25 protein-coding genes and 2 tRNA genes are annotated in these 20,481 nt (G+C 61.5%); 17 read left to right on the forward strand and 10 right to left on the reverse strand.

The window, feature by feature from the left end; translation table 11 throughout:
* Positions 1-186 precede the first annotated feature (186 nt).
* Positions 187-432: a DUF982 domain-containing protein gene (locus AMK00_RS03055; protein ID WP_004673498.1), complete on the reverse strand. Its 246-nt coding sequence runs from the start codon at positions 430-432 to the stop codon at positions 187-189.
* A gap of 262 nt (positions 433-694) precedes the next feature.
* Between AMK00_RS03055 and AMK00_RS03060 the strand changes: the two genes are divergently transcribed.
* Positions 695-1,135, forward strand: coding sequence for a hypothetical protein (locus tag AMK00_RS03060; RefSeq protein ID WP_064809565.1), 441 nt, complete (start codon positions 695-697; stop codon positions 1,133-1,135).
* Between the two features lie 152 nt (positions 1,136-1,287).
* On the opposite strand, the gene AMK00_RS03065 is transcribed toward AMK00_RS03060, so the two are convergent.
* Positions 1,288-1,362: transfer RNA gene (locus AMK00_RS03065), tRNA-Thr, on the reverse strand.
* A 156-nt stretch (positions 1,363-1,518) separates the two neighbouring features.
* Between AMK00_RS03065 and AMK00_RS03070 the strand changes: the two genes are divergently transcribed.
* The 10 genes from AMK00_RS03070 (at position 1,519) to AMK00_RS03115 (ending at position 7,486) form a co-directional block, all read left to right on the forward strand.
* Positions 1,519-1,713, forward strand: coding sequence for a hypothetical protein (locus AMK00_RS03070; RefSeq protein ID WP_011423945.1), 195 nt, complete (start codon positions 1,519-1,521; stop codon positions 1,711-1,713).
* A 90-nt stretch (positions 1,714-1,803) separates the two neighbouring features.
* Positions 1,804-3,096, forward strand: coding sequence for a UDP-N-acetylglucosamine 1-carboxyvinyltransferase (gene murA / locus AMK00_RS03075; protein ID WP_064800609.1), 1,293 nt, complete (start codon positions 1,804-1,806; stop codon positions 3,094-3,096).
* 157 nt (positions 3,097-3,253) lie between these two features.
* Positions 3,254-3,685 carry a DUF2948 family protein gene (locus AMK00_RS03080; protein WP_064800610.1) on the forward strand — a complete coding sequence of 144 codons (432 nt, stop codon included), beginning with the start codon at positions 3,254-3,256 and terminating at the stop codon, positions 3,683-3,685.
* Positions 3,686-3,726: 41 nt separating this feature from the next.
* Positions 3,727-5,022, forward strand: coding sequence for a histidinol dehydrogenase (hisD, locus tag AMK00_RS03085; protein WP_064800611.1), 1,296 nt, complete (start codon positions 3,727-3,729; stop codon positions 5,020-5,022).
* A gap of 8 nt (positions 5,023-5,030) precedes the next feature.
* A complete protein-coding gene (locus AMK00_RS03090; protein WP_064800612.1) occupies positions 5,031-5,504 on the forward strand; it encodes a UPF0262 family protein in 474 nt (157 codons plus the stop codon).
* The gene (locus AMK00_RS03095; protein ID WP_189637622.1) at positions 5,501-5,986 is read left to right on the forward strand and encodes an arsenate-mycothiol transferase ArsC; all 486 of its coding nucleotides are present in this window, start codon (positions 5,501-5,503) and stop codon (positions 5,984-5,986) included. Before AMK00_RS03090 ends, AMK00_RS03095 begins: the two co-directional genes overlap by 4 nt.
* Before the next feature lie 123 nt (positions 5,987-6,109).
* On the forward strand, positions 6,110-6,328 hold the full coding sequence (gene infA, locus AMK00_RS03100) for a translation initiation factor IF-1 (protein ID WP_003545338.1): 219 nt from the start codon (positions 6,110-6,112) through the stop codon (positions 6,326-6,328).
* A 36-nt stretch (positions 6,329-6,364) separates the two neighbouring features.
* Positions 6,365-6,985, forward strand: a complete 621-nt coding sequence (locus AMK00_RS03105; protein ID WP_011423951.1) for a Maf-like protein — start codon at positions 6,365-6,367, stop codon at positions 6,983-6,985.
* 32 nt (positions 6,986-7,017) lie between these two features.
* On the forward strand, positions 7,018-7,230 hold the full coding sequence (gene yacG, locus AMK00_RS03110) for a DNA gyrase inhibitor YacG (RefSeq protein ID WP_064800614.1): 213 nt from the start codon (positions 7,018-7,020) through the stop codon (positions 7,228-7,230).
* A gap of 180 nt (positions 7,231-7,410) precedes the next feature.
* A tRNA-Phe gene (locus AMK00_RS03115) sits at positions 7,411-7,486 on the forward strand.
* Between the two features lie 60 nt (positions 7,487-7,546).
* Here AMK00_RS03115 and AMK00_RS03120 read toward each other — a convergent pair.
* The 5 genes from AMK00_RS03120 to AMK00_RS03140 all read right to left on the reverse strand — a co-directional run bounded on the left by AMK00_RS03120 (position 7,547) and on the right by AMK00_RS03140 (position 12,038).
* Positions 7,547-8,368 (reverse strand): hypothetical protein, encoded by an 822-nt coding sequence (locus AMK00_RS03120; protein ID WP_082240261.1) that lies wholly within the window; start codon positions 8,366-8,368, stop codon positions 7,547-7,549.
* A 292-nt stretch (positions 8,369-8,660) separates the two neighbouring features.
* Positions 8,661-9,842, reverse strand: coding sequence for a Na+/H+ antiporter NhaA (nhaA, locus tag AMK00_RS03125; RefSeq protein WP_064809567.1), 1,182 nt, complete (start codon positions 9,840-9,842; stop codon positions 8,661-8,663).
* A 175-nt stretch (positions 9,843-10,017) separates the two neighbouring features.
* A complete protein-coding gene (locus tag AMK00_RS03130) occupies positions 10,018-10,635 on the reverse strand; it encodes a YceI family protein (RefSeq protein WP_064800617.1) in 618 nt (205 codons plus the stop codon).
* A gap of 38 nt (positions 10,636-10,673) precedes the next feature.
* Positions 10,674-11,489: an arylamine N-acetyltransferase family protein gene (locus tag AMK00_RS03135; protein WP_237350428.1), complete on the reverse strand. Its 816-nt coding sequence runs from the start codon at positions 11,487-11,489 to the stop codon at positions 10,674-10,676.
* An 87-nt stretch (positions 11,490-11,576) separates the two neighbouring features.
* A complete protein-coding gene (locus tag AMK00_RS03140; protein WP_064809568.1) occupies positions 11,577-12,038 on the reverse strand; it encodes a cupin domain-containing protein in 462 nt (153 codons plus the stop codon).
* Between the two features lie 282 nt (positions 12,039-12,320).
* Between AMK00_RS03140 and AMK00_RS03145 the strand changes: the two genes are divergently transcribed.
* From AMK00_RS03145 to AMK00_RS03170, 6 genes are all read left to right on the forward strand, one after another.
* On the forward strand, positions 12,321-12,806 hold the full coding sequence (locus AMK00_RS03145) for a pyridoxamine 5'-phosphate oxidase family protein (RefSeq protein ID WP_082240262.1): 486 nt from the start codon (positions 12,321-12,323) through the stop codon (positions 12,804-12,806).
* The gene (locus AMK00_RS03150) at positions 12,803-14,155 is read left to right on the forward strand and encodes a pyridoxamine 5'-phosphate oxidase family protein (RefSeq protein ID WP_064809569.1); all 1,353 of its coding nucleotides are present in this window, start codon (positions 12,803-12,805) and stop codon (positions 14,153-14,155) included. Before AMK00_RS03145 ends, AMK00_RS03150 begins: the two co-directional genes overlap by 4 nt.
* Before the next feature lie 198 nt (positions 14,156-14,353).
* Entirely contained in the window at positions 14,354-14,641 is a 288-nt protein-coding gene (locus AMK00_RS03155) for a BufA1 family periplasmic bufferin-type metallophore (protein WP_064800621.1), read from the forward strand.
* Positions 14,642-14,703: 62 nt separating this feature from the next.
* Positions 14,704-15,591, forward strand: coding sequence for an MNIO family bufferin maturase (bufB, locus tag AMK00_RS03160; RefSeq protein WP_064809570.1), 888 nt, complete (start codon positions 14,704-14,706; stop codon positions 15,589-15,591).
* Positions 15,592-15,593: 2 nt separating this feature from the next.
* Complete coding sequence (locus tag AMK00_RS03165) at positions 15,594-16,370, forward strand: HvfC/BufC N-terminal domain-containing protein (RefSeq protein WP_064811628.1); 777 nt, start codon at positions 15,594-15,596, stop codon at positions 16,368-16,370.
* Positions 16,367-16,864 (forward strand): DoxX family protein, encoded by a 498-nt coding sequence (locus tag AMK00_RS03170; RefSeq protein ID WP_064800623.1) that lies wholly within the window; start codon positions 16,367-16,369, stop codon positions 16,862-16,864. Before AMK00_RS03165 ends, AMK00_RS03170 begins: the two co-directional genes overlap by 4 nt.
* Positions 16,865-17,149: 285 nt before the next feature.
* Here the strand turns inward: AMK00_RS03170 and adhP are convergent, their stop codons facing one another.
* From adhP to AMK00_RS03185, 3 genes are all read right to left on the reverse strand, one after another.
* The gene (gene adhP, locus AMK00_RS03175) at positions 17,150-18,223 is read right to left on the reverse strand and encodes an alcohol dehydrogenase AdhP (protein WP_064800624.1); all 1,074 of its coding nucleotides are present in this window, start codon (positions 18,221-18,223) and stop codon (positions 17,150-17,152) included.
* Positions 18,224-18,468: 245 nt separating this feature from the next.
* Positions 18,469-18,789, reverse strand: coding sequence for a DUF1476 domain-containing protein (locus AMK00_RS03180; RefSeq protein ID WP_167377175.1), 321 nt, complete (start codon positions 18,787-18,789; stop codon positions 18,469-18,471).
* Positions 18,790-19,041: 252 nt separating this feature from the next.
* Entirely contained in the window at positions 19,042-20,298 is a 1,257-nt protein-coding gene (locus AMK00_RS03185) for an arsenic transporter (protein ID WP_064809572.1), read from the reverse strand.
* Positions 20,299-20,481: the final 183 nt, after the last annotated feature.

Consider the following 20,481-nt stretch of genomic DNA (forward strand, 5'->3'; position numbering starts at 1 on the left):
GACGAGCCTCTGACCATCATCATGATGGCTGCGTGTTTTCTATCGAAACAGCTGTCCCGGGCGCAACGCCCTTTGCGCCAAAATCCGGCATCTGCTCGATCCAGGGTTAAGTGAAAATTACACAATGTCTCGTTCCGGCACGCTTTGCCGAACAAATCGAAAAACAGCCGGACGTTCCCTGCCGTGTTAATGCAGCAGCTTCAGCTTCGCCTCTTCGGCCGCCGCCAGGAACTCGGCCCTTGCCTCTTCCACGCTCTTGCGCCCGTCGAGTGCTGCCCGACAGGTACTGCGCGCCTTGATATAATGCAGTCCGCGTGCGCTCGGCCAGAGATCCGCCAGACATTTGAGCGCATCGAACGGCCCGTTGACGGTTTTGAGGTCAGCGCCTTCGAAACCGACCTTGACCGGGTCGTGCCATTTTTCAGTTGCCATCGATGCTCCTCCAGGGTTTCGACAGAACCAAGTGTGCTGCGCCCACCTATCCTCAGGCGAGACGCCGCCCTGATAGCCATTCTAGCGAGATTTTTGCGGTCAACAATGGTGAATCGTTTGTTGCCGATAAGGCGAAATGCCAGCCTGCGTAAGATGGGTCGCGTCGCGCGCAGCCTCAGAGATATTTTGGGTAGTCGCAGATAAGTTGTATGGCGCTTGCGCGCTGCTACCGCTACCATGCCGGGAAAGCTGAGGGCTCGACATGGATTTCGATCGAAAATTGATCCAGGCTGCTTTTCTTTGTGTGGCGGCAATACCGGCCCTTGCTCACAGTGCAGAGATATCCGCTGAAGACGCTTTGCTGGCGCGTATTTCCGCTGAGCTCGTCCCAAAAATACAGCGGGAATATCTGCGGGCTGCCCTGCGTGGCTACGGTGAAGGCGGGGTGATAGATATCGCCTCCTATGTCATATCAGAGAGCCGTGATCGATGGTATGTCGAGGGCATTTTTGATGGGGTTAATGCGCTGCCCCATGCGCCAGTTCCCGGTGAAGAGGTGGTGGTAACCGGTGAACTGATCGAACGGTGGCAGTTATCCCCGTTCCTGCCTTATTATCTCGAAGCATCCGACATTCCCGATTGTACTGACATGCAGTCCGCTTCGTGCGGATGGCTGCCCCTCACCTTAACCCTCTCCCCGTAAACGGGGCGAGGGGACGTGCCCTACACGAGGCTTGCGGGGGACGGAGAGGTTGCGGCATGGTCCCTTCGCCCCGCGCGCGGGGAGAAGGTGCCGGCAGGCGGATGAGGGGCTGGCCAGGCGGATACGCGAGAAATGATGTCGGAAAAGAAAACTGGTGCTGCCGAGTGGGATTGAACCACCGACCTCACCCTTACCAAGGGTGTGCTCTACCACTGAGCTACGGCAGCAGGACCAGATCCGCGTGGAGCCGGGCGGCTCAATTGCGGGAACGGGGCGGCTATTGCCACAGCTTGACGACAAGCGCAAGCCGCAAAATCCAACTTCGCGTGGATAGAGGTGCAAGGGCCTTTTGGATCGGCGCGAATTCGGCTAATTCTATATGCATGAACGACAAGACCGAAACCGGCCAGAAGAGCCGTAAAGAGGCAATCGAGGCACAGGCGAAACTGCGCCGCGAGCGCGCCGCCGAAAAGCTCAGGGAAAATCTTTCGAGACGCAAACAGCAGGTGCGCGCCCGCCGTTCCGGCCAGGCCGACGAAACAAACGGGCTGCCCGCCGCAAAAATGGACGAATCGTAATGTTCCGTCCCGGACGAATTGAAGCCTCTTCATAAATCCCCTAAACACCTCACCTTCTTTCAAGGCAGAACTTTCAGGAAGTAAGCGCACATGGATCGTATCAGAATTGTCGGCGGTAATGAGCTGAATGGCATCATTCCGATTTCCGGCGCCAAGAATGCCGCACTGCCGCTGATGATCGCCTCGCTTCTGACCAGTGACACGCTGACGCTGGAAAACGTGCCGCATCTGGCCGATGTCGAGCTTCTGATGCGCATCCTCGGCAATCATGGCGTCGATGTCGCCGTCAACGGCCGCCGCGAGCGCCAGGAGGACTCCTACGCCCGCACGATCCATTTCACCTGCCGCACCATCGTCGATACCACCGCTTCTTATGAGCTGGTCTCGAAGATGCGCGCCTCCTTCTGGGTCATCGGGCCGCTCTTGGCGCGCGAAGGCCATTGCCGCGTGTCACTGCCGGGCGGCTGCGCCATCGGCACGCGCCCGGTCGATCTCTTCATCGATGGCCTGACGGCGCTTGGCGCGACCATGGAGATCGACGCCGGCTACATCAACGCCAGGGCGCCCGACGGCGGTCTGATCGGCGCGCGCTACACCTTCCCGAAGGTTTCGGTCGGCGCCACCCATGTGTTGATGATGGCGGCGACCCTTGCCCGCGGCACGACGGTTATCGGCAATGCCGCCCGCGAGCCTGAAGTCGTCGACCTCGCCAACTGCCTGAACGCCATGGGCGCCAAGATCTCCGGCGCCGGCACCTCGACGATCACCATCGAGGGCGTCACCTCGCTCTCCGGCGCCCGCCACCGCGTCCTGCCGGATCGCATCGAGACCGGCACCTATGCCATGGCCGTCGCCATGGCCGGCGGCGACGTCGTGCTCGAAAACACCGATGTGGCGCTGCTCGAAACCGCGGTGGAGACGCTCCGCCGCGCCGGCGCCGACATCTCCGCGACCAATAACGGCATGCGCGTCAGGCGCAACGGCGCCGGCATTAAGCCGGTCGATATCGTCACCGATCCTTTCCCGGGGTTCCCCACGGATCTGCAGGCACAGTTTATGGCGCTGATGACCCGCTCCTCCGGCATCTCGCATGTCACCGAGACGATCTTCGAAAACCGCTTCATGCACGTGCAGGAGCTTGCCCGGCTCGGCGCCAGGATCACGCTCTCCGGCCAGACCGCGAAGATCGAAGGTGTCCAGCGCCTGCGCGGCGCGCCCGTCATGGCGACCGATTTGCGCGCCTCCGTCTCGCTCGTCATCGCCGGTCTCGCCGCCGAGGGTGAAACTACGGTCTCCCGCGTCTACCACCTCGACCGCGGCTTCGAGCGGCTCGAAGCGAAGCTGACCCGCTGCGGCGCCGTCGTCGAGCGCATCAGCGAGTAAGAGACACCTTCATTCCAGTTGCGTAATCGGTCGCAGCATCTTATTTCCCTTGTTTGACGCATCGCCATTCCGGCGATGCCTGTTAAATAGCAAGAGCATGATGTCGTCCGAAAACCGCTCGCGCTTTTCGGCATCCTGCTCTAGGGATTGAGCCTGAATGACCGACCTGAAGCTTGTTGCGCTCGATGACGAAGACCTCGCGATCATTTCTGCGCATATGCAGGACAGCGTCTTCAAGGTCGGCGACATCGACTGGTCGCCGCGCGGCGCCCAGTTCGCGCTTGCCGCCAATCGCTTCGTCTGGGAGAGTGCCGCGCGCAAGCGCAGAGGTTTCGAGCGCCGCCGCGCCGCTCTGGTGTTCAAGCGCGTGCTTGCCGTCCGTTCGCTCGGCATCGATCGCGGCAAACGCGATGAGGTTCTGTCGCTGCTGGCGCTGCGTTTCGAGAAAAAGGGCGAGGGGCCGGACGGCACAATCGAGCTGGCGCTGTCGGGCACGGCCTCGATTGCGCTCGACGTCGAATGCATCGAGGTCCAGATGGCCGATATCGGTGGCGCATGGCAGGCGGCTTCCAAACCCCGCCACCCCTGAAGTTTGAACATCGCGGTTCGAGTTGAGAAGGAATATAGCTCTTGGCAATCTGGCTGGATCAGGCATCGGAAGGTTTCGAGCAGCATTTTGCCGCTTTTCTGACGACGAAGCGCGAAGTGTCCGAGGATGTGAATGCCGTCGCCCGCGCCATCATCGATGATGTCAGGGCACGCGGCGATGTGGCGCTGGCCGAATATTCGCTGAAGTTCGACGGCATCGATTTCGCCGCCGTGCCGATGCGCGTGACGCCTGAGGAGATCGACGCCGCGATCGAGGCGGTGCCCGCCGAGGTGCTGGGCGCTCTGAAGCTCGCGGCATTGCGCATCGAGAGCCATCATCGCCGCCAGCTGCCGAAGGATGATATCTACGAGGACGACATGGGCGTCGGTCTCGGCTCGCGCTGGACGGCGATCGAGGCGGTCGGGCTCTATGTTCCGGGCGGCACCGCGAGTTATCCGAGCTCTGTTCTGATGAATGCCGTGCCGGCCAAGGTCGCTGGTGTCGACCGCATCGTCATCGCCGTTCCCGCGACCGGCGGCGCCGTCAATCCGGCGGTGCTTGCCGCCGCCAAGCTTGCCGGCGTGACCGAGATCTATCGTGTCGGCGGCGCCCAGGCGATCGCGGCTCTCGCTTATGGCACCGAGACCATCGCTCCCGTCGCCAAGATCACCGGTCCCGGCAACGCCTATGTCGCCGCCGCCAAGCGCCATGTCTTCGGCACCGTCGGCATCGATATGATCGCCGGCCCCTCCGAAGTGCTGGTGATTGCCGATAAGGACAACAATCCTGATTGGATCGCCGCCGACCTTTTGGCGCAGGCCGAGCACGATGCCAGCGCCCAGGCGATCCTGATCACCGATAATGTCGAATTCGGCAAGGCGGTGGAGCAGGCGGTCGAACGCCAGCTGAAGACGCTGAACCGCGCCGAGACGGCAGGGGCAAGCTGGCGCGATTTCGGTGCAGTCATCCTCGTTGCCGATCTGAAGCAGGCCATTCCGCTCGCCAACCGCATCGCAGCCGAGCATGTCGAGCTCGCCCTTGCCGATCCCGACCGGCTGCTCGACGGCATCCGCAATGCCGGCGCGATCTTCATCGGCGCTCATACGCCCGAGGTCATCGGCGATTATGTCGGCGGTTCGAACCATGTGCTGCCGACGGCGCGTTCGGCGCGCTTCTCCTCCGGCCTGTCGGTGCTCGATTTCGTCAAGCGCACCTCGATCCTGCGCCTGGGGCCGGGTGAGTTGCGCACCCTCGGCCCGGCGGCGATCGCGCTTGCCGTCTCCGAAGGCCTCGATGCCCATGCGCGGTCGGTCGCGATCCGCCTCAACCTCGATTAGGTGAGGGCATGGCGGCGGGCAATTTCCGGCTTTGCGACGTCGTCCTGGACGATACGATCGGCCGTTCGACACCCGATGTCGAGCATGAACGCGCCGTCGCCATCTTCGATCTCATCGAGGAGAACAGGTTCGAGCCGCTCGGCCATTCCGGCGGTCCTTACCGGCTGAACATCTCGCTGATGGATTCGAAGCTGGTGTTCGCCATCAAGACGGAAGAAGGCGGCGATGTCGCCACCCATATCCTGTCGCTCACCCCGTTCCGGCGGATCGTCAAAGATTACTTCATGATCTGCGAAAGCTATTACGAAGCGATCCGATCGGCCACGCCAAGCCGCATCGAGGCGATCGATATGGGCCGGCGCGGCATCCACAATGAAGGCTCGCAGACGCTGAAAGACAGGTTGGCCGGCAAGATCGAGGTCGATTTCGACACCGCCCGGCGCCTTTTCACGCTGGTCTGCGTGCTCTACTGGCGCGGATGACGGCGATGGAGCTCGCCGCCGACGTCGGGGATGCAAAAAGGCCGGGCGCCATCCTCTTCATGTGCGGCCTGAACGCCATCCGCTCGCCGATGGCCGAAGCGATCGCCCGTAGCATTCTGCCTGCCAATACCTATATAAGGTCCGCCGGCGTTCGCGCCGGCGAGCGCGATCCGTTCGTCGATGTCGTGCTTAACGAAATCGGGCTTTCTCTCGGGCGCCGCCAGCCGCAGACGCTGGAAGAACTCGAAGACGATTATTTCGATCTGATCATCACGTTGTCGCCGCAGGCCCATCACGCCGCACTCGAGCTGACGCGGTCGAACGCGATCGACGTCGTCTACTGGCCGACCATGGATCCGACGGTCGTCAGCGGCACGCGCGAGCAGATACTGGACAGCTATCGCGAGGTTCGCGATCACCTGGCCGGCCTCATCGAGAGCCGGCTGCTCAAACGAAATGGCATTGCCGCGCAATCGGCATGAAAACAAATAAAGGAAAGCCTGATCAACAAGGTTCACAAACCTGCGTTGATTGTGTAGTTTCCGCCCAAATTTTAAAGGCGCGCGTTGCGCTGCCTCTGCAACCCACAGGAAGAAAACCACTATATGCCGAAAGAAGAAGTCCTCGAATTCCCGGGAATCGTCACCGAACTTCTGCCGAATGCGACGTTTCGCGTGAAGCTTGAAAACGAACACGAGATCATCGCTCACACCGCCGGCCGCATGCGCAAGAACCGCATCCGCGTTCTCGCGGGCGACAAGGTGCTTGTGGAAATGACGCCCTACGATCTGACCAAGGGCCGCATCACCTATCGTTTCAAGTAAGTCTGCCCGCTCCCGTCCGCCGATGGTCGAGGTTTCATGGCGCTGAAATACAAGCTCATTCTGGCCTCGGGCTCGCCCCGCCGCGTCGACCTGCTCAACCAGGCCGGCATCGAGCCTTCGCGCCTGATGCCGATGGATATCGACGAAACGCCGAAGAAGTCGGAGCATCCGCGTTCGCTCGCCCGAAGGCTGTCGGCCGAGAAGGCCGAGGCAGCACTTGCCGCCATCAAGGGCGATATCACCTGGAAGGGGAGCTATATCCTCTCCGCCGATACGGTGGTCGCCGTCGGCCGGCGCATTCTCGGCAAGGCCGAGTTCGCCGACGAGGCGCTGAGTTCGCTGCATCTCCTGTCGGGACGCAACCATCTCGTCTATACCGGCATCTGCCTGGTGACGCCGGATCGCAAGATTCGCCAGAAGATCGTCGAGACCAAGGTGCGCTTCAAGCGGCTCTCCGGTTTCGAGATCGAGAACTACCTAGCCTCCGGCCAGTGGCGCGGCAAGGCGGGCGCTTACGGCATCCAGGGCCTTGCCGGCACTTTCGTGCAGAAGATGGTGGGCTCCTACACCAATGTCGTCGGCCTGCCGCTATATGAAACCATTCTGCTTCTGACCGGCGAGGGCTTCGATGTGCATAGCCGGTGGCCCGAGGGCTGACCCACGGCGCCATGCTTTAGGACGGACCGATGATGCCCGAAGACAAGAAAGCCGCCGCCAAGGTCGAGCCCCTGCGCAAGACGCGCCCTTGCCCGGAATGCGGCAAACCATCGAACCGAGAACATTACCCCTTCTGCTCCAACCGCTGCCGTGAGGTCGATCTCTCCCGCTGGCTGACCGGCTCATACGCCATTCCGGTGGCCGACGACGAAACGAAGGCCGATTATCCCGACGAGGAAAACTAGCAGATTTCCTCCCCGAAGCTCTTATTTTTCCACATGAATCGGCAAAATTGGCAAGACCGTCAAAAAAGAGTCATTTGACGCTTGCCATGGGCGAACAAGATGCTATAACCCCGCTCGCTTCCGGGGCGAACCAAGGCCCCGCGGTTCTTTTCATCAAGAGCACCGCAGCGAAGCAGGTTGGCCCAGGTAGCTCAGTTGGTAGAGCAGCGGATTGAAAATCCGCGTGTCGGTGGTTCGATTCCGCCCCTGGGCACCACATGGTTCCCAAAACAGTCTCATCGGTTCAGCGTTCCTGCGGGAACGCTATCCCAAGCGCCTACTCGATACTCGCCAAAACCTCGGAGATAACAGAGAATTTCGTGGCCTGCCAGCGTCTGTAGTCGAGCACGAGCTTCGCCGAAATCCAGCAATCCCCACTTTTTTGGGGCGCCTCCCATCCCAGCAATCCTTGATTTTGCGCGGCCGCCAGCAATCTGCTGGCATGACTGCGGGAAATGACATATTCGGCCGCGGTCAGTCGTGCAGAGACATCGCCCACCCAGGTGCGTTCACCTACGACCGGTGCCAGTGGCACACGCGACATGAGGTCGTGCAATATGTTGCTTCCGGATTCGGACCTTACGAACAGCGCAACGCTTTCGGGCGGGCTATACCAATCCGGATGGTTAAACAGCCGACGTGCAATACGCGGCTGAGCGCGATACAGAATTGTCTCATCCGCCTCCGACCACCGACAGCGATCTCCCGCGTCTATGCCGTCCAAGGAACGAAGGTGCCCTTCGAACCATTGCCGGATCAAGGTTTCAGCATAGGCGCTCGCCTGTAACGGTTTGGCGCGCCGATCCGTCGTCTCCACCGGCTCGAATAATTTGTAATACGCCATCTCCTTCATATGTGCGACGACGGTGTTGTGGCTGGCGATGTGGTTCTCGACCAGAAATTTTGCGAGGTTGGAAGCGGTCAACGGGGGGCAGGACGGGTTGAGCTTCCGCTCAAAATGCAATGCCAACGCCGCCTGGCTGAGCAGCCACTTCTGCAGATCGGCAACATAACGCACTATTCTCGGCGCTCTGCGATGGATTGCCAGTAGCTCGGAGGCGGATTCACGCAGAGCAGCGGCAAAAGCGGCGTCCGTCATGAGATCTTCAACACTGTAGCTGCGGCATCTATTCTGCAGTGAGGCTGAACGTAAAGGTATCGACATTTAAAACCGAAGTGTAAGCGATGCTGGTTCGGGATAATAAAAATAGCGAATAGACAAATGTCACTGCTAGGCCAGCGACTGGCCGACTTTATCGAAAATTTGCGTACAATTCGAGCAGGCTTTTGTTGCAGATGTTTGACCCCAAAGCTTTGACTGGAGGTCTCTTTCGGCCGAAACAAAGGGCGCTATCGGCCGGGTTCTTCATGGAGAACTGCAGCCCGCTCTCTCAGGATCGGCGATTGAATGTTGCGAGCATCGCCGCGCCGACCAGACCGGACAGCAGAGACCCCAGCAGGATGCCCATCTTCACGTGGTCCTGGACGCTGGGATCGTTGAATGCAAGCAGCCCGATGAAAAGGCTCATGGTGAAACCTATGCCGCAGAGGGCGGCCACACCGGTCATCTGCCCCCAGCTCGCCTTGGCTGGAAGGTCGGCGAGACCGATTTTGACGAGCAGGAAGACCGTGCTGAGAACGCCGACCAGTTTTCCAAGCAAAAGTCCCGCCGCCACGCCGAGGGTCAATGGCTCCGTCAGCGTGGCTGCCGAGACGCCGGAGAAGGAGACGCCGGCATTGGCAAAGCCGAAGATCGGAACGACGATGAATGCGACGGGCTTCTGTAGGATGTGCTCGAGATGGTGCAACGGCGACTGCTCGTGGCTCGCCTCGCGCGTTCCCGGCGTTGCCTTCAACGGAATCGTCAGTGCGAGAAGAACACCGGCCAATGTCGCGTGGATTCCAGACGCGAAGACGAGCACCCAGAGCACGGCGCCGAGCACCAGATACGGCCACAGCTTCAGAATCCTGGCCCGGTTCATGCCATAGAGCGCGGCGAGCACCACCGCAGCCCCTGCAAGCGCCAGCAAGTTGAGATCGCTCGTGTAGAACAGCGCAATGATCATGACGGCCCCCAGGTCATCGATGATCGCCAGTGCCGCCAGGAAGATCTTCAACGAGGCAGGTACGCGCGGGCCGAACAGGGAGATGACGCCCAGGGCGAATGCGATGTCCGTCGCCGTCGGGATCGCCCAGCCACGCAGGGCGGCCGGGTTTTCCCGGTTGAACAGGATGTAGAAGAGGGCGGGGAAGAGCATGCCTCCCAGTGCCGCCGCACCCGGCAGAATGCGGCGACTCCAGCTGGAGAGCTGGCCGTCCAGCATTTCGCGCTTGATCTCGAGCCCGACGAGGAGGAAGAACAGCGCCATCAGCGCGTCATTGATCCAGTGCAGCAGGCTGAGCGGCCCTAGATAGATGTGAAGAGCGTGGAAGTAACCCTCTGCAAGCGGTGAGTTCGCCGTCACGATTGCAGCCAAGGCGACTGCCATCAGCACGAGACCGCCTGAAGCTTCGCTATCGAGGAACTGGCGAAGGGTGGATCGGATGAGACCTGGAGAGATAGGCTGCGACACCGGTCAGCGCTCCCTGTGTTTTGGAAGGTTGATCTTCAGTCTCCGTCGATTTCGGGAAAGCCCGTGGCGCACGCAGCACACGCCATCCCTGCAAGATAAAGGGGTCGCATCGCCATTTCCAGCGAAATCGGCAAAGAGGCGCAGGTCCGTTGGACCTGCCGCCCCGCTTCGCTTCTCACTGGAATGAATAACCAGCCGGCACCATCTGCGTTTCTATCGCGAAGGTGACGATGTCGCCGAGTTCGGGGATTGCGAAATCCAGTCCCCAATCGCTGCGACGGATGCTGCCGGTCGCCGAGAAACCGATCTTCGGGACGCCCATCATCGGGTGCTCCGCCATTGAGCCGTTGAAGGTGACGTCGAGTTTTGCCGGGTGCGTCTCGCCGCGCAGGGTCAGGAGGCCTTCGACGGTGCCGGTCTTCTTGCCCGTCACATGGATCGTCCTGGAAACGAAGGTGATCGGCTTGGCTGCAAGGAAGCTCTCGTCTCCACCGATCTCCGCATCGAAGTTGACCTTCTCAGGCCATGGATAGTCGGTGCGGACCGAAAGCGGATCGATCGTGACCGAAAGCGTTGAAGTTTCCGGCTTTTCCGGCTTCCAGTCGAGCCGCGCATCGACTCCGGTAAAGCGCGCCGTGTAGTGGGACAGGCCGGAATGGTCGAACGACCAATTGAAACTCGAATGCGAGGGATCGGTCTTGTAGGCTCCGCCCGGCGCAGGATCGGTGGCGGCGGCAAGGGCGAAGGTCGTGCTCAAGGTAAGAGCAAGGGCGAGTGCAGTTATGCGAAACATTGATAATTCCTCGGATGTGAAATGATGAGGTGTCGGGCTCACGCCGCCTTGTCGCGGCGGATCGTCTGGAGGCGCTCCCAGACGCGGTCGGGCAGGGGAATGTCGAGATCGAATACCGTCTCGAACGTGTCGCCGAGATGGCTGGCGCTCGTAATGCGCTCCTCGCTGAGGCTGTTCGCCGTCACACGGCGCAGACGGTCGTCCTGGAGGGCGACGTAGCCGTCCGCCGTGTGCCGCAACACCGCGAGCGCATTGGTGAACGGAGAGCCGGGATCTTGCATCAGCCAGCCTTGTGTTGCGGCCATCGCGGCTTCGTCGCTGTGGTCGAGCCGGAAATCGAAGCTTTTCGCGATGCCGAGCACATGATTATTGAAGCGCAGCCAGCTCCCGTCGGCCGGCATGATGGAGAAATCGAAGCCGCGTTGGCTGATCGGCCCGGCCACAAGCGGCACCGGCTCGATGATGGCGTCCGCTATGCCGACCTCGGCGAGATAGGGACGCTCGAGATCGACACGCAGCGTCAGATGATTGCCGATGGCGATGTCGCCGAGCTTTTCCCGGTCGACGGCGCCGCAAAGGCGGGTCACACGGAAGCCGAGTGCTGCAAGCGCGGCGCCGAAGAGGCCGTTCATCTCATAACACCAGCCGCCACGCCGCCTCTCGACCATTTTGGCGAATGCCGCAGCCGGGGTGATCGCGGAGGGCCATCCCATGAAGGCGTCCAGTGCCTCCCATGTAAAACTCATGAGATGGGCGCGATGCAACTGCGACAAGCTGTCGATGTCGAGGCGCGACGGCCGCCCGACGCCGATCCGGGCCAAATAGGCATCGAGCTGCGCGGCTGTCAGGGTCATTGCGTTTTCGTTCGAAGGTACATGTGTCATCGTTCGGTTTCCTTTCAAATGGACCGTTGCTCAGTTTCGGGACGTGTTTCTGGTGGTTCAGGTGACCTTGCGATCGTCCTCGGGTGGGAAGGTCAGGCCGAAGCCCCTGGCGATCGAGGCGATCTGCTCGGGTGTTTCGGGCTTGCAGAGTTCGACGATCGGAAAGAAGCTCTCGAACCCGCCCGGGGTGACGACGACCATGAGGCGGCCCTCCGTCTGTCCCACATTGCGGAACCGGTGCGGCACACCGCGCGGCAAAGCGATAGAGCCGCCTTCCGTGAGTTCGACATAATCGCCGGCACACCAGAAGCCGAAGCGGCCGGAAAGAACGCGGAACAACTCGTCCTCGCGCTCATGCACATGTAGTGGCGGACCTTCGCCGGGCAGCACGCAGGCTTCGAACATGCCGAGCGAACCGCCAGTATTGCCCGCCATAAAACGGATGACATGCGTGCCGAAAGCCATTGCCGGCAACCCATGCCCCGGCGGCGAAACTGCCGCATGATCAAACTTCTCCATTTCTCTTTCTCCAAATTCGTCCCGCATCGACCGCCGGCGGTTTCGCCTGAGGCAAAACGCAGAGATCCGTGCCCCGCTCCGGCATGCGGGGCGGGCGCGATTGTCTTTCGCCCGGCGGCACGGGGCCGCCGAACACTGGGGTATGGTGATAATCGAGGCCGTTCAGCCGGTACGCTTCTATAGCGCAGCGAAAAAAACGGCGTTCCTAAATGAATGTGCAAGCCGTACCGGGAATCCTAAAAGTTTGCTAAGGAGGATTGGGGCAAGCAATGGGGGACGGCAGTGAGGCTTGACGACAGGCTTCTCGATTTTTTCAACAGGCCGCTGATGTGCATCATCGCGGCGGCCGACGAGACCGGCCGTCCTTCGGCGGGACGCGGCGTCGGCTTCCATCTTCTGGAAGACCGCGAAACGATCGACGTCATCTTTTCAGCCTGGCAGTGGCCGCGGCTCGAAATCGGTATCCGGCAGACCGGGCGGGTTGCCGCCACCTTCGTAACCCCCGCGGATTATGTAAGTTTCCAGCTGAAGGGGAGCGCCGGCATGCAAGAGATCCAGAGTTCTGACCTCGCTCGCGCCGATCATTTCATCACCGCGGCGACGAACGAGCTCGAATCGCTCGGCGTCCCCCGGCGTCTTATCGCGCCATGGCTGACGGCGCGCGAGGCGCGGGTCGCCCGGCTGGTGATCAGTGAGATATATGTCCAGACGCCCGGCCCGCTCGCCGGCATGCTGGCGGGCACCCATGTTGGCGCGCGGTCCCAATGAACCTGCGGCTTTCCGATCTTTCCGCCTGCTTCGAGGGTGTCATTCCCTCCATCATCGCCACGGCCTCGGCCGACGGCATGCCGAACATATCCTATCTCTCCCATGTGGTGCGGGTCGATGAGGAGCATGTCGCGCTCTCCAACCAGTTCTTCGCCAAGACGGCGGCGAATGTGCGCGCCAATCCAAAGGTCACGCTGATCCTGGTGGACGGGTTCACCGGCGATCAGTTCCTGCTCGACGTCGGCTTCGTTCGTTCGGTCGATGCCGGCGCGCTGTTCGACAAGATCGCTCGCCAGCTCAAGGCGAGCAGCGCGCAGATCGGCATGTCGGATGTCATGCGGCTGAGGAGCGCCGATATTTTCCGGGTGTACGGAATTGAGAAGGTTCCCTCGCCGGTGGAAACAGCTTCGCCGCCGAGCAGCCGGGCGCCTGTCAGCCTCCCTGATCTTTCCAAGGCGATCAAGTCGATCGAGCGACAGTCGGAGGCCGATGAGATCATCGACAGCCTGCTCGTCGGCGTCAAGCAAGTCCTCGGATGCGGCAATGCGCTCGTGCTCATCCACGACAGCCATCGCGGCTGCCTGATCACGATGGGCAGCATCGGCTACGAGCGCTCGGGCCTCGGATCCGAAATCGCAGGCGGCGACGGATTGATCGGGGCTGCGGCAGCGGGTGGACAGGCGATCAAGGTCAGTGACATGAGCCGTGTGCGCCGGTTTGGCGAAGCGATCGGTCTGGAGGCGGAAGGGGCTGAAAATACGACGCGCACGATCGCTTTCCCGCATTTGCCGACGGCAATGAGCCAGATTGCCGTTCCCATGATCGCCGGCGGCGCGGTGACGGGCGTGCTCTTCATCGAGAGCACGGAGCGACTCGCCTTCCGAGAAGAGGACGAAGCTGCTCTCGAGATACTGGCGGGACAGGCTGCCGGCGCCCTCAGGGCCAGCGAGCGCGCAGCGGCTGCCGCCGAACAGAGACCTGCGACCAGCACGCCCGAGCCTGTAGCCGCCGGCCGAGAAATCCGCGTTGTTCATCACCGCTTCGATGACAGCGTCTTCATCGATGGCACTTACATCGTGAAGGGCGTTGCCGGCACTCTGCTGCGCCTGATGCTCGACTGGCATCTGAGCGACGGCAGAAGCGAGTTCACCAACCGGGAAATGCGGTTGACGGCCGGCGCACGCATGCCGGAGATCAAGGACAATCTCGAAACCCGGCTCTTGCTGTTGCGCCGCCGGCTCGAAGAAAAGCAGGCGCCCATCCGCCTCGCGCGCGTCGGCAGGGGCCGTGTCAGGCTGGAGGCGGAAGGACCACTGGTCCTTGAAGCCGTCACAGGTGAATACCCATAAGCTGAGTGCCGCGAAATCCTCCGGCGCGCCTGCGCCAAACGAGCGCCGCCACCGTCCCACGAACAAAACCATACCATCGTGCGAAGGCCGATCACCAATTCGTGTTCCTTATGCCTGTAACAAGCGGGATCGTCGTCTCGAAAGAGGGATTACGCGGCCGATGACCGGTGCGCGGATCTTTGCAAGAGGAGACCATCCATGAACCGTTCCACTCTCAGCCTCGCCCTCGCAGGCTCGCTCGCCACTGCGATTTCATCTGCTGCCTTCGCCGCACCGCTGCCGGCGGAGAAAATGGTGGGCAAGGAGAAATGCTATGGCATCGCGCTCAAGGGTCACAATGATTGTGCCGCCGGTGCCGGCACGACCTGCGCAGGTACATCGACGATGGATTATCAGGGCAACGCCTGGAAGGCCGTCCCGGCCGGTACCTGCGTCAGCATGAATGTCAACGGGCACATGGGTAAGCTCGAGCCGACCAAAGGCTGACCGGAAAGCGGAGGCCCGATGCCCGGGCCTCTATCTTTTCTCGTCAAATCGGGAGAATTGCGATGACCGCTTCAACAAACCGACCTGTCCTCCTGCCTGCGCGGGCCGGCCTCGGCCTAAAGCCCGAGCATTATGACACCATTCTGGCCGATCTGCCGGACGTCGGCTTCTTCGAGGTCCATGCCGAGAACTACATGGGCGCAGGCGGGCCGCCGCATCGCTATCTCCAAGCCATCACGGAACACTATCCGCTGTCGCTGCACGGCGTCGGCTTATCGATCGGCGCGGCGCGTGGGCTCGACAAGGCGCATCTGAAGCGGCTTCGCAGCTTGCTCGACCGCTATCGGCCTCAGAGCTTTTCCGAACATCTGGCCTGGTCGACGCATGACACGGGATTTCTCAATGATTTGCTGCCGCTGCCCTACACGGAAGAAACCCTGGCGCGCGTCGTCGACCATGTCGATGAAACGCAACAGGCGCTCGGGCGACAACTGCTGCTGGAAAACCCTTCCACATATATACTGTTCGCCGACAGTACGATCGATGAAGTGGATTTTCTGGCAACGATCGCCGAGCGGACGGGCTGCGGCCTTCTGCTCGACGTCAACAATGTGATGGTCTCGGCGGTAAACCACCGGCTCGATGCCACCGCCTATATAGATCGTTTTCCGGTCGAGTCCGTCGGTGAGATTCACCTTGCCGGTTACGACGAAACCGTCGACCCCGCCGGCGACCGGCTGCTGATCGACGCGCACGCGACGGCGGTGAAGAGCGACGTATTGGCGCTCTACAAACATACCCTCGCGCGCACCGGCGCACTCCCGACGCTGATTGAATGGGACAATAATGTTCCGGATTTCGCCACACTGTATTCAGAGGCAAAACGCGCGGATGCGATGCTCGCCGCCGAAACGTCTTGCCGCGGCGGGCGCCGGATCCGGGCGGCGTGACAATGGATTTCGCAACCCGCCAAACCGCCTTCGCCGATGCCTTGCTGCATGCCGAGCGGCCGGTGCCGGAGGGCATCATCAACGCACGCGGCAAGCCCGACGCGGCGCGGTTTGCCGTATACCGCAACAATGTGTTCGTCGGGCTGACAAAGGCGCTGGCGCAACGTTTTCCGGTGACTGAGAGGCTCGTCGGTTCGGAGTTCTTTTCGGCCGTAGCGCGAGCCTACGCCCAGGATCACAAGCCGGCCTCGCCGCTGATCATGGAATATGGCGACGATTTCCCCGACTTCATTGCAGCTTTTGAGCCTGCAGGCATGCTTGTCTATCTGCCCGATGTTGCCCGGCTCGAGGCCGCCTGGACAGAGGCTTACCACGCCGCCGACAGCACGCCTCTCGATCTTGCGGCACTCAGAGCCGTGGCGCCCGAGATGCTTTCGGATTTGCGGCTCGTCCCACACCCATCCGCGCACCTGATCCCGTCGAATTTTCCGGTTGGTTCGATCTGGAGCGCACATCAAGAGGAGATGGTTTCGCCGGTCTCCGACTGGGACGGGCAAGCGGTCCTGGTCGTGCGACCGGAGATGTCGGTCAATGTTCATGTCCTGCCGCCGCGGGACGCTGTCTTTGCTGCCGCCTTGTTCAACGCCGCCACTCTCGGCGAGGCGGCAGAGGCGGCATGTGCGGCTGCCCCGGAATTCGATTTCGGAACGGCGCTGGTCGGCCTTGCCGGTCTCGGCGCGTTTAGAGCCTTTCAACAGTATAAAGGAAACTCCACATGAAAACTGAAGTGGCCCCTTCGCACGGCTTTGGCGCTGCCGCTGCCTCCCTCGTCACACGCGCGGAAGGCCTGCTCGCCTCAGTTCCCAGGTCGCTGCCGCTGCTGGCATTGCGTTTTGCGCTGGCTATTCCCTTCTTCAAGTCGGGGCTGACGAAATGGGACGACTTCCTGACGCTTTCATCGGGCGCAAGATATCTTTTCGAGCAGGAGTTCAAGCTTCATATCTTCGGCAGCGCAGTCGCCTACCCGTTTCCTCTGACGATGGCGACGGCCGCCGGAATTGGAGAACTGGTTCTGCCAATTCTGCTGATCCTCGGCTTGGCCACACGCTTCGCTGCCCTCGGTCTGCTGCTGATGACGGCGATCATCCAGCTCACCATCCCGGAGGGCTGGGCCAACTTTCACCTGCCCTGGGCGGCAATGGCGCTGGCATTGGTCGTGTTCGGCGGGGGCAAGATTGCAGTTGATCCGTTTGTCTTGCAGCGCCGCAAATGACGCGGCGGCCACACGCCTCCTTTCCCCGAGGAGACGCTCAGCTGGCATGAAAGGCCTGCGCTGGACGGGAAAGACGCTGGCGTAGAACCGTCCGTCGTCAAGGCGTCAGCGGCGACCACGCGCTCGACCATCTCATGGCCTTTGAATTCCTTCCCGGCCCAGCGCTTCGATCTCGGCCCAAAGCGTAGGCGCCTTGCCCCGCTCACCGGATCGGCCGGGCCGAGGCGCTCTGGTTTTCGAAGCGAAGGTGTCTCCGCCGCGCGGCGGAGACGCGCAGCGCGCCAGCTATGCTGCGGACTGGTCCCGCGCTGCGAAGATGCTCGCCTCTCCTGCGATATCGAGCACCGTGCGGCCCTCGATCGTTCCCGCTTTGAGATCGGCAAAAATATCGTTGATGTTATCGAGCGGCGCCTTGGAGATTTCGGCGTGAACCTTGCCTTCGATGGCGAAAGCCAGCGCTTCATCGAGGTCGCGGCGCGTGCCGACGATCGAGCCGCGTACGGTGATGCGCTTCAGCACAACGTCGAAGATTGGCGTCGGGAAGTTGCCCGGCGGCAGGCCGACGAGGCTGACGGTGCCTTTGCGACGCACCATGCCGAGTGCCTGCGAGAAGGCAGGCGGCGAGACGGCGGTGACGAGAACGCCATGCGCACCGCCGCTCGTTGCCTTCAGCACCTTTTCGACGGTGTCTTCGGCGCGTGCGTTGAGCGCGAGATCGGCGCCGACCTGGCGGGCAAGGTCGAGCTTGGCGGCAGCGACATCGAGAGCGACCACCTTGAGACCCATCGCCTTGGCATATTGGATCGCGACATGGCCGAGGCCGCCGACGCCCGATATCGCCACCCATTCGCCGGGCCGCGCTTCGGTTTCCTTCAGCCCTTTATAGGTCGTGACACCGGCGCAGAGGATTGGCGCGATCTTGGCAAAGTCGACGTCTGCAGGAAGGCGGGCGGCGAAAGCGGCCGACGCGATGACATATTCGGCAAAGCCGCCATTGCAGCTGTAGCCGGTATTGTGCTGGTGTTCGCAGAGGGTTTCCCAACCGGTTTCGCAATATTCGCAGCGCAGGCAGGCATCGTGCAGCCAGGCGACGCCGACGGCATCGCCTTCCTTGAATTCGGTGACGCCGGGACCGAGAGCAGCAACGACCCCGGCCGCTTCGTGACCGGGAATGAAGGGCGGCAGCGGCTTGACCGGCCAATCGCCCTCGGCGGCGTGCAGGTCGGTATGGCATACTCCGCAGGCAACGACCTTCACCAGGATCTCCCCCGGGCCCGGAACAGGCACCGGCACGCATTCGATTGCGAGCGGCTTGCCGAACTCCCGAACCACTGCCGCCTTCATCATCTTGCTCGTCATGATCTTCGTCCCTTCACGATGATTGTCCGGCGCGGATAATGCAGGTGATGCACGCCGCGCACGTTGATCCATCGCAAAGAGCAGTCCCGTTGACCCAGAGGGAAGAGGGAGACTGTCCTGACAGCAATCAAAGAGCGGCCGGTGGCGAAACCGGTATGTCTGGAGACGCCACCGGAATGGCAGCTGTCATGAGATGTCTCCTGCACGAAAGTGCCGGCAGCCTGGCGCACTCACCCTGAAAGGCTTTAGCCGGCCTCGTCGAGGGACCTTGCCGCTTCAGGCAGAAGCTGCTTCATTTTCTCGCGAACCGTCTGAGCGCTGATCGCGACGTCTGCATATTGCAGGTCGCTGAGAATCTTTCTGAAGACGTTCTCATCCCCTGACTCCAGCAACCCGGCGGAAATGACTTCGTCGAAATAGATGTCGAAGTCGGTTCGTCCGATGAGCTCGGCCGCCCAGCGTGCCAGCATCCGGTCGCGCCTCGCCTGGATATGGAACGAACGCTCGAGCTTCACGATGTACTCTTTCTCGAGTGCTTCTTCACGCTCGTCGATGATGCCCATCATCGATCCTCCCGCTGAATGACCGTCAGTCGTTTGAATACGTCGCATTCGGTGCGCAGTCATCCATGCTTCGGAAACTGCCCGCACGAAGGCTCTCGCGCCGTTTCACCGGATAATTGCCTAAACTAAAAGGTAGCGGTTCTGCGCATCCGTGAAAAGCTGAACCGCTCTAGGGTACGCCGCAGAGCAGATTTCGCTATCTTCGGGATGACGCTTTCTTTTCCCTCGTTGAGCCATCTTCTAGCGAGCTTGGACTCAAAACAGGAGGAGCGACCCCAGAGATAGAATGAGTGCGGGGAACATGACGACGGTTCCGAGTTTTAGAAACGTCCAGGCGCCGATATGCAGGCCTTCGCGGCGCAGGGCAGACAGCCACAAGATCGTCGCCAGCGACCCCGTCACCGACAGATTGGGTCCGAGATCGACGCCGATCAGCACGGCGCCGGCGATCTTGTCGGAGACACCTGCGGCCTGCACCACGCTGCCGGCAAGCAGGCCGGCAGGAAGATTGTTCACGAGGTTGCAGATCACGCCGACGAGCAGGCCCGCCACGCCGATCGCCTGCGATTGCGAGGCCGAGGCAAGCGCAGCCAGCTGATCGGAGAGAATGTTCGTCAGCCCGGTATGATCGAGCGATTCGACGATGACGAACAGGCCGGCGACCAGCGGCAGAACGCTCCAGCTGATGCCCTTCATCGTCTCGGCCGGGCTTTGCCGCGTCAGCATCAGAACGATCGCGGTGGTGATCGTGCCCGCAACAAAGGTCGGCACGCCGAGGTCGACATGCATGGCCGACGCCGTGATAAGAACGATGGCCGTCAGCAGGATTCCCCATCCCGCGAGGCGGGCGCTGCGGGAGAGGGGCGGTTGCTGCGTGTCGGCGGCAAGAGTGTCTTCTGCAAGGGCGCGGCGTTGCGTCCAGTAGAGGCAGAGGAACGTGGCGACGATCGAAATGATCGACGGCAGCATGAATGTCGACAGCCAGCGGGAGAGCGGCGGCATATCACCGCCGGCAAAGATAACCAGATTGGCCGGGTTGGAAATCGGCAGGACGAAGCTCGCGGCATTGGCAATGAAGGCGCAGATCAGCAGATAAGGCATCGGGTCTTTGACACGCGCCGTCCGGCAGGCGGCATAGACGGCCGGCGTCAGCACCACGGCCGTCGCATCGTTGGAAAGAAAGACGGTGACAATCACGCCGACAAGATAGACGAGCACGAAGAGACGCCGGGGTGATCCTTGGGCGTACGCGATTGCAATGGAGGCGATCCAGTCGAAGAGGCCTTCGCGCCGGGCAAGTTCGGAGAGCAGCATCATGCCGATCAGAAAGAGATAAACGTCGCCGCCCTTGGCGACGCCCGCCAGGGCATCATGGTGTCCAAGCAGGCGGAAGGCGAGCAGCAGCAGGGCGCCGAAGACGGCCCAGATCGCTTCCGGCCACCGGAAGGGACGGACGACGACGCCCATCGCAGTGAGGCCGGCGATCCCCCAGGTCATGGCATGTTCAGTCATTTGCAATCGCGTTCGGTTTGTGCGCGGCAGAACAGCCGCCACGGTCAGGCAAGGATTTTTGAGTTCGAATACATGTTTGCTCAGGCGGTGACAAATCCCTTTAGAGCGGTTCACCTTTTAACGGAAGCCGCTCGAGGGTATGCCGCCCTGCGCGTCGCTGGCGATTTGAGCATGTTACGGAAC

Origin of the sequence: Rhizobium sp. N621 (genome assembly GCF_001664325.1) — a bacterium.
Classification (GTDB): Bacteria; Pseudomonadota; Alphaproteobacteria; order Rhizobiales; family Rhizobiaceae; genus Rhizobium; species Rhizobium esperanzae.

Coding starts and splice junctions, on each gene's coding strand:
- AMK00_RS03055 (WP_004673498.1), bottom strand. CDS start 432: ATGGCAACTGAAAAATGGCACGACCCGGTCAAGGTCGGTTTCGAAGGC.
- AMK00_RS03060 (WP_064809565.1), top strand. CDS start 695: ATGGATTTCGATCGAAAATTGATCCAGGCTGCTTTTCTTTGTGTGGCG.
- AMK00_RS03070 (WP_011423945.1), top strand. CDS start 1,519: ATGAACGACAAGACCGAAACCGGCCAGAAGAGCCGTAAAGAGGCAATC.
- murA (WP_064800609.1), top strand. CDS start 1,804: ATGGATCGTATCAGAATTGTCGGCGGTAATGAGCTGAATGGCATCATT.
- AMK00_RS03080 (WP_064800610.1), top strand. CDS start 3,254: ATGACCGACCTGAAGCTTGTTGCGCTCGATGACGAAGACCTCGCGATC.
- AMK00_RS03090 (WP_064800612.1), top strand. CDS start 5,031: ATGGCGGCGGGCAATTTCCGGCTTTGCGACGTCGTCCTGGACGATACG.
- AMK00_RS03095 (WP_189637622.1), top strand. CDS start 5,501: ATGACGGCGATGGAGCTCGCCGCCGACGTCGGGGATGCAAAAAGGCCG.
- infA (WP_003545338.1), top strand. CDS start 6,110: ATGCCGAAAGAAGAAGTCCTCGAATTCCCGGGAATCGTCACCGAACTT.
- AMK00_RS03105 (WP_011423951.1), top strand. CDS start 6,365: ATGGCGCTGAAATACAAGCTCATTCTGGCCTCGGGCTCGCCCCGCCGC.
- yacG (WP_064800614.1), top strand. CDS start 7,018: ATGCCCGAAGACAAGAAAGCCGCCGCCAAGGTCGAGCCCCTGCGCAAG.
- AMK00_RS03120 (WP_082240261.1), bottom strand. CDS start 8,368: ATGACGGACGCCGCTTTTGCCGCTGCTCTGCGTGAATCCGCCTCCGAG.
- AMK00_RS03130 (WP_064800617.1), bottom strand. CDS start 10,635: ATGTTTCGCATAACTGCACTCGCCCTTGCTCTTACCTTGAGCACGACC.
- AMK00_RS03135 (WP_237350428.1), bottom strand. CDS start 11,489: ATGACCCTGACAGCCGCGCAGCTCGATGCCTATTTGGCCCGGATCGGC.
- AMK00_RS03140 (WP_064809568.1), bottom strand. CDS start 12,038: ATGGAGAAGTTTGATCATGCGGCAGTTTCGCCGCCGGGGCATGGGTTG.
- AMK00_RS03150 (WP_064809569.1), top strand. CDS start 12,803: ATGAACCTGCGGCTTTCCGATCTTTCCGCCTGCTTCGAGGGTGTCATT.
- AMK00_RS03155 (WP_064800621.1), top strand. CDS start 14,354: ATGAACCGTTCCACTCTCAGCCTCGCCCTCGCAGGCTCGCTCGCCACT.
- bufB (WP_064809570.1), top strand. CDS start 14,704: ATGACCGCTTCAACAAACCGACCTGTCCTCCTGCCTGCGCGGGCCGGC.
- AMK00_RS03165 (WP_064811628.1), top strand. CDS start 15,594: ATGGATTTCGCAACCCGCCAAACCGCCTTCGCCGATGCCTTGCTGCAT.
- AMK00_RS03170 (WP_064800623.1), top strand. CDS start 16,367: ATGAAAACTGAAGTGGCCCCTTCGCACGGCTTTGGCGCTGCCGCTGCC.
- adhP (WP_064800624.1), bottom strand. CDS start 18,223: ATGACGAGCAAGATGATGAAGGCGGCAGTGGTTCGGGAGTTCGGCAAG.
- AMK00_RS03180 (WP_167377175.1), bottom strand. CDS start 18,789: ATGATGGGCATCATCGACGAGCGTGAAGAAGCACTCGAGAAAGAGTAC.
- AMK00_RS03185 (WP_064809572.1), bottom strand. CDS start 20,298: ATGACTGAACATGCCATGACCTGGGGGATCGCCGGCCTCACTGCGATG.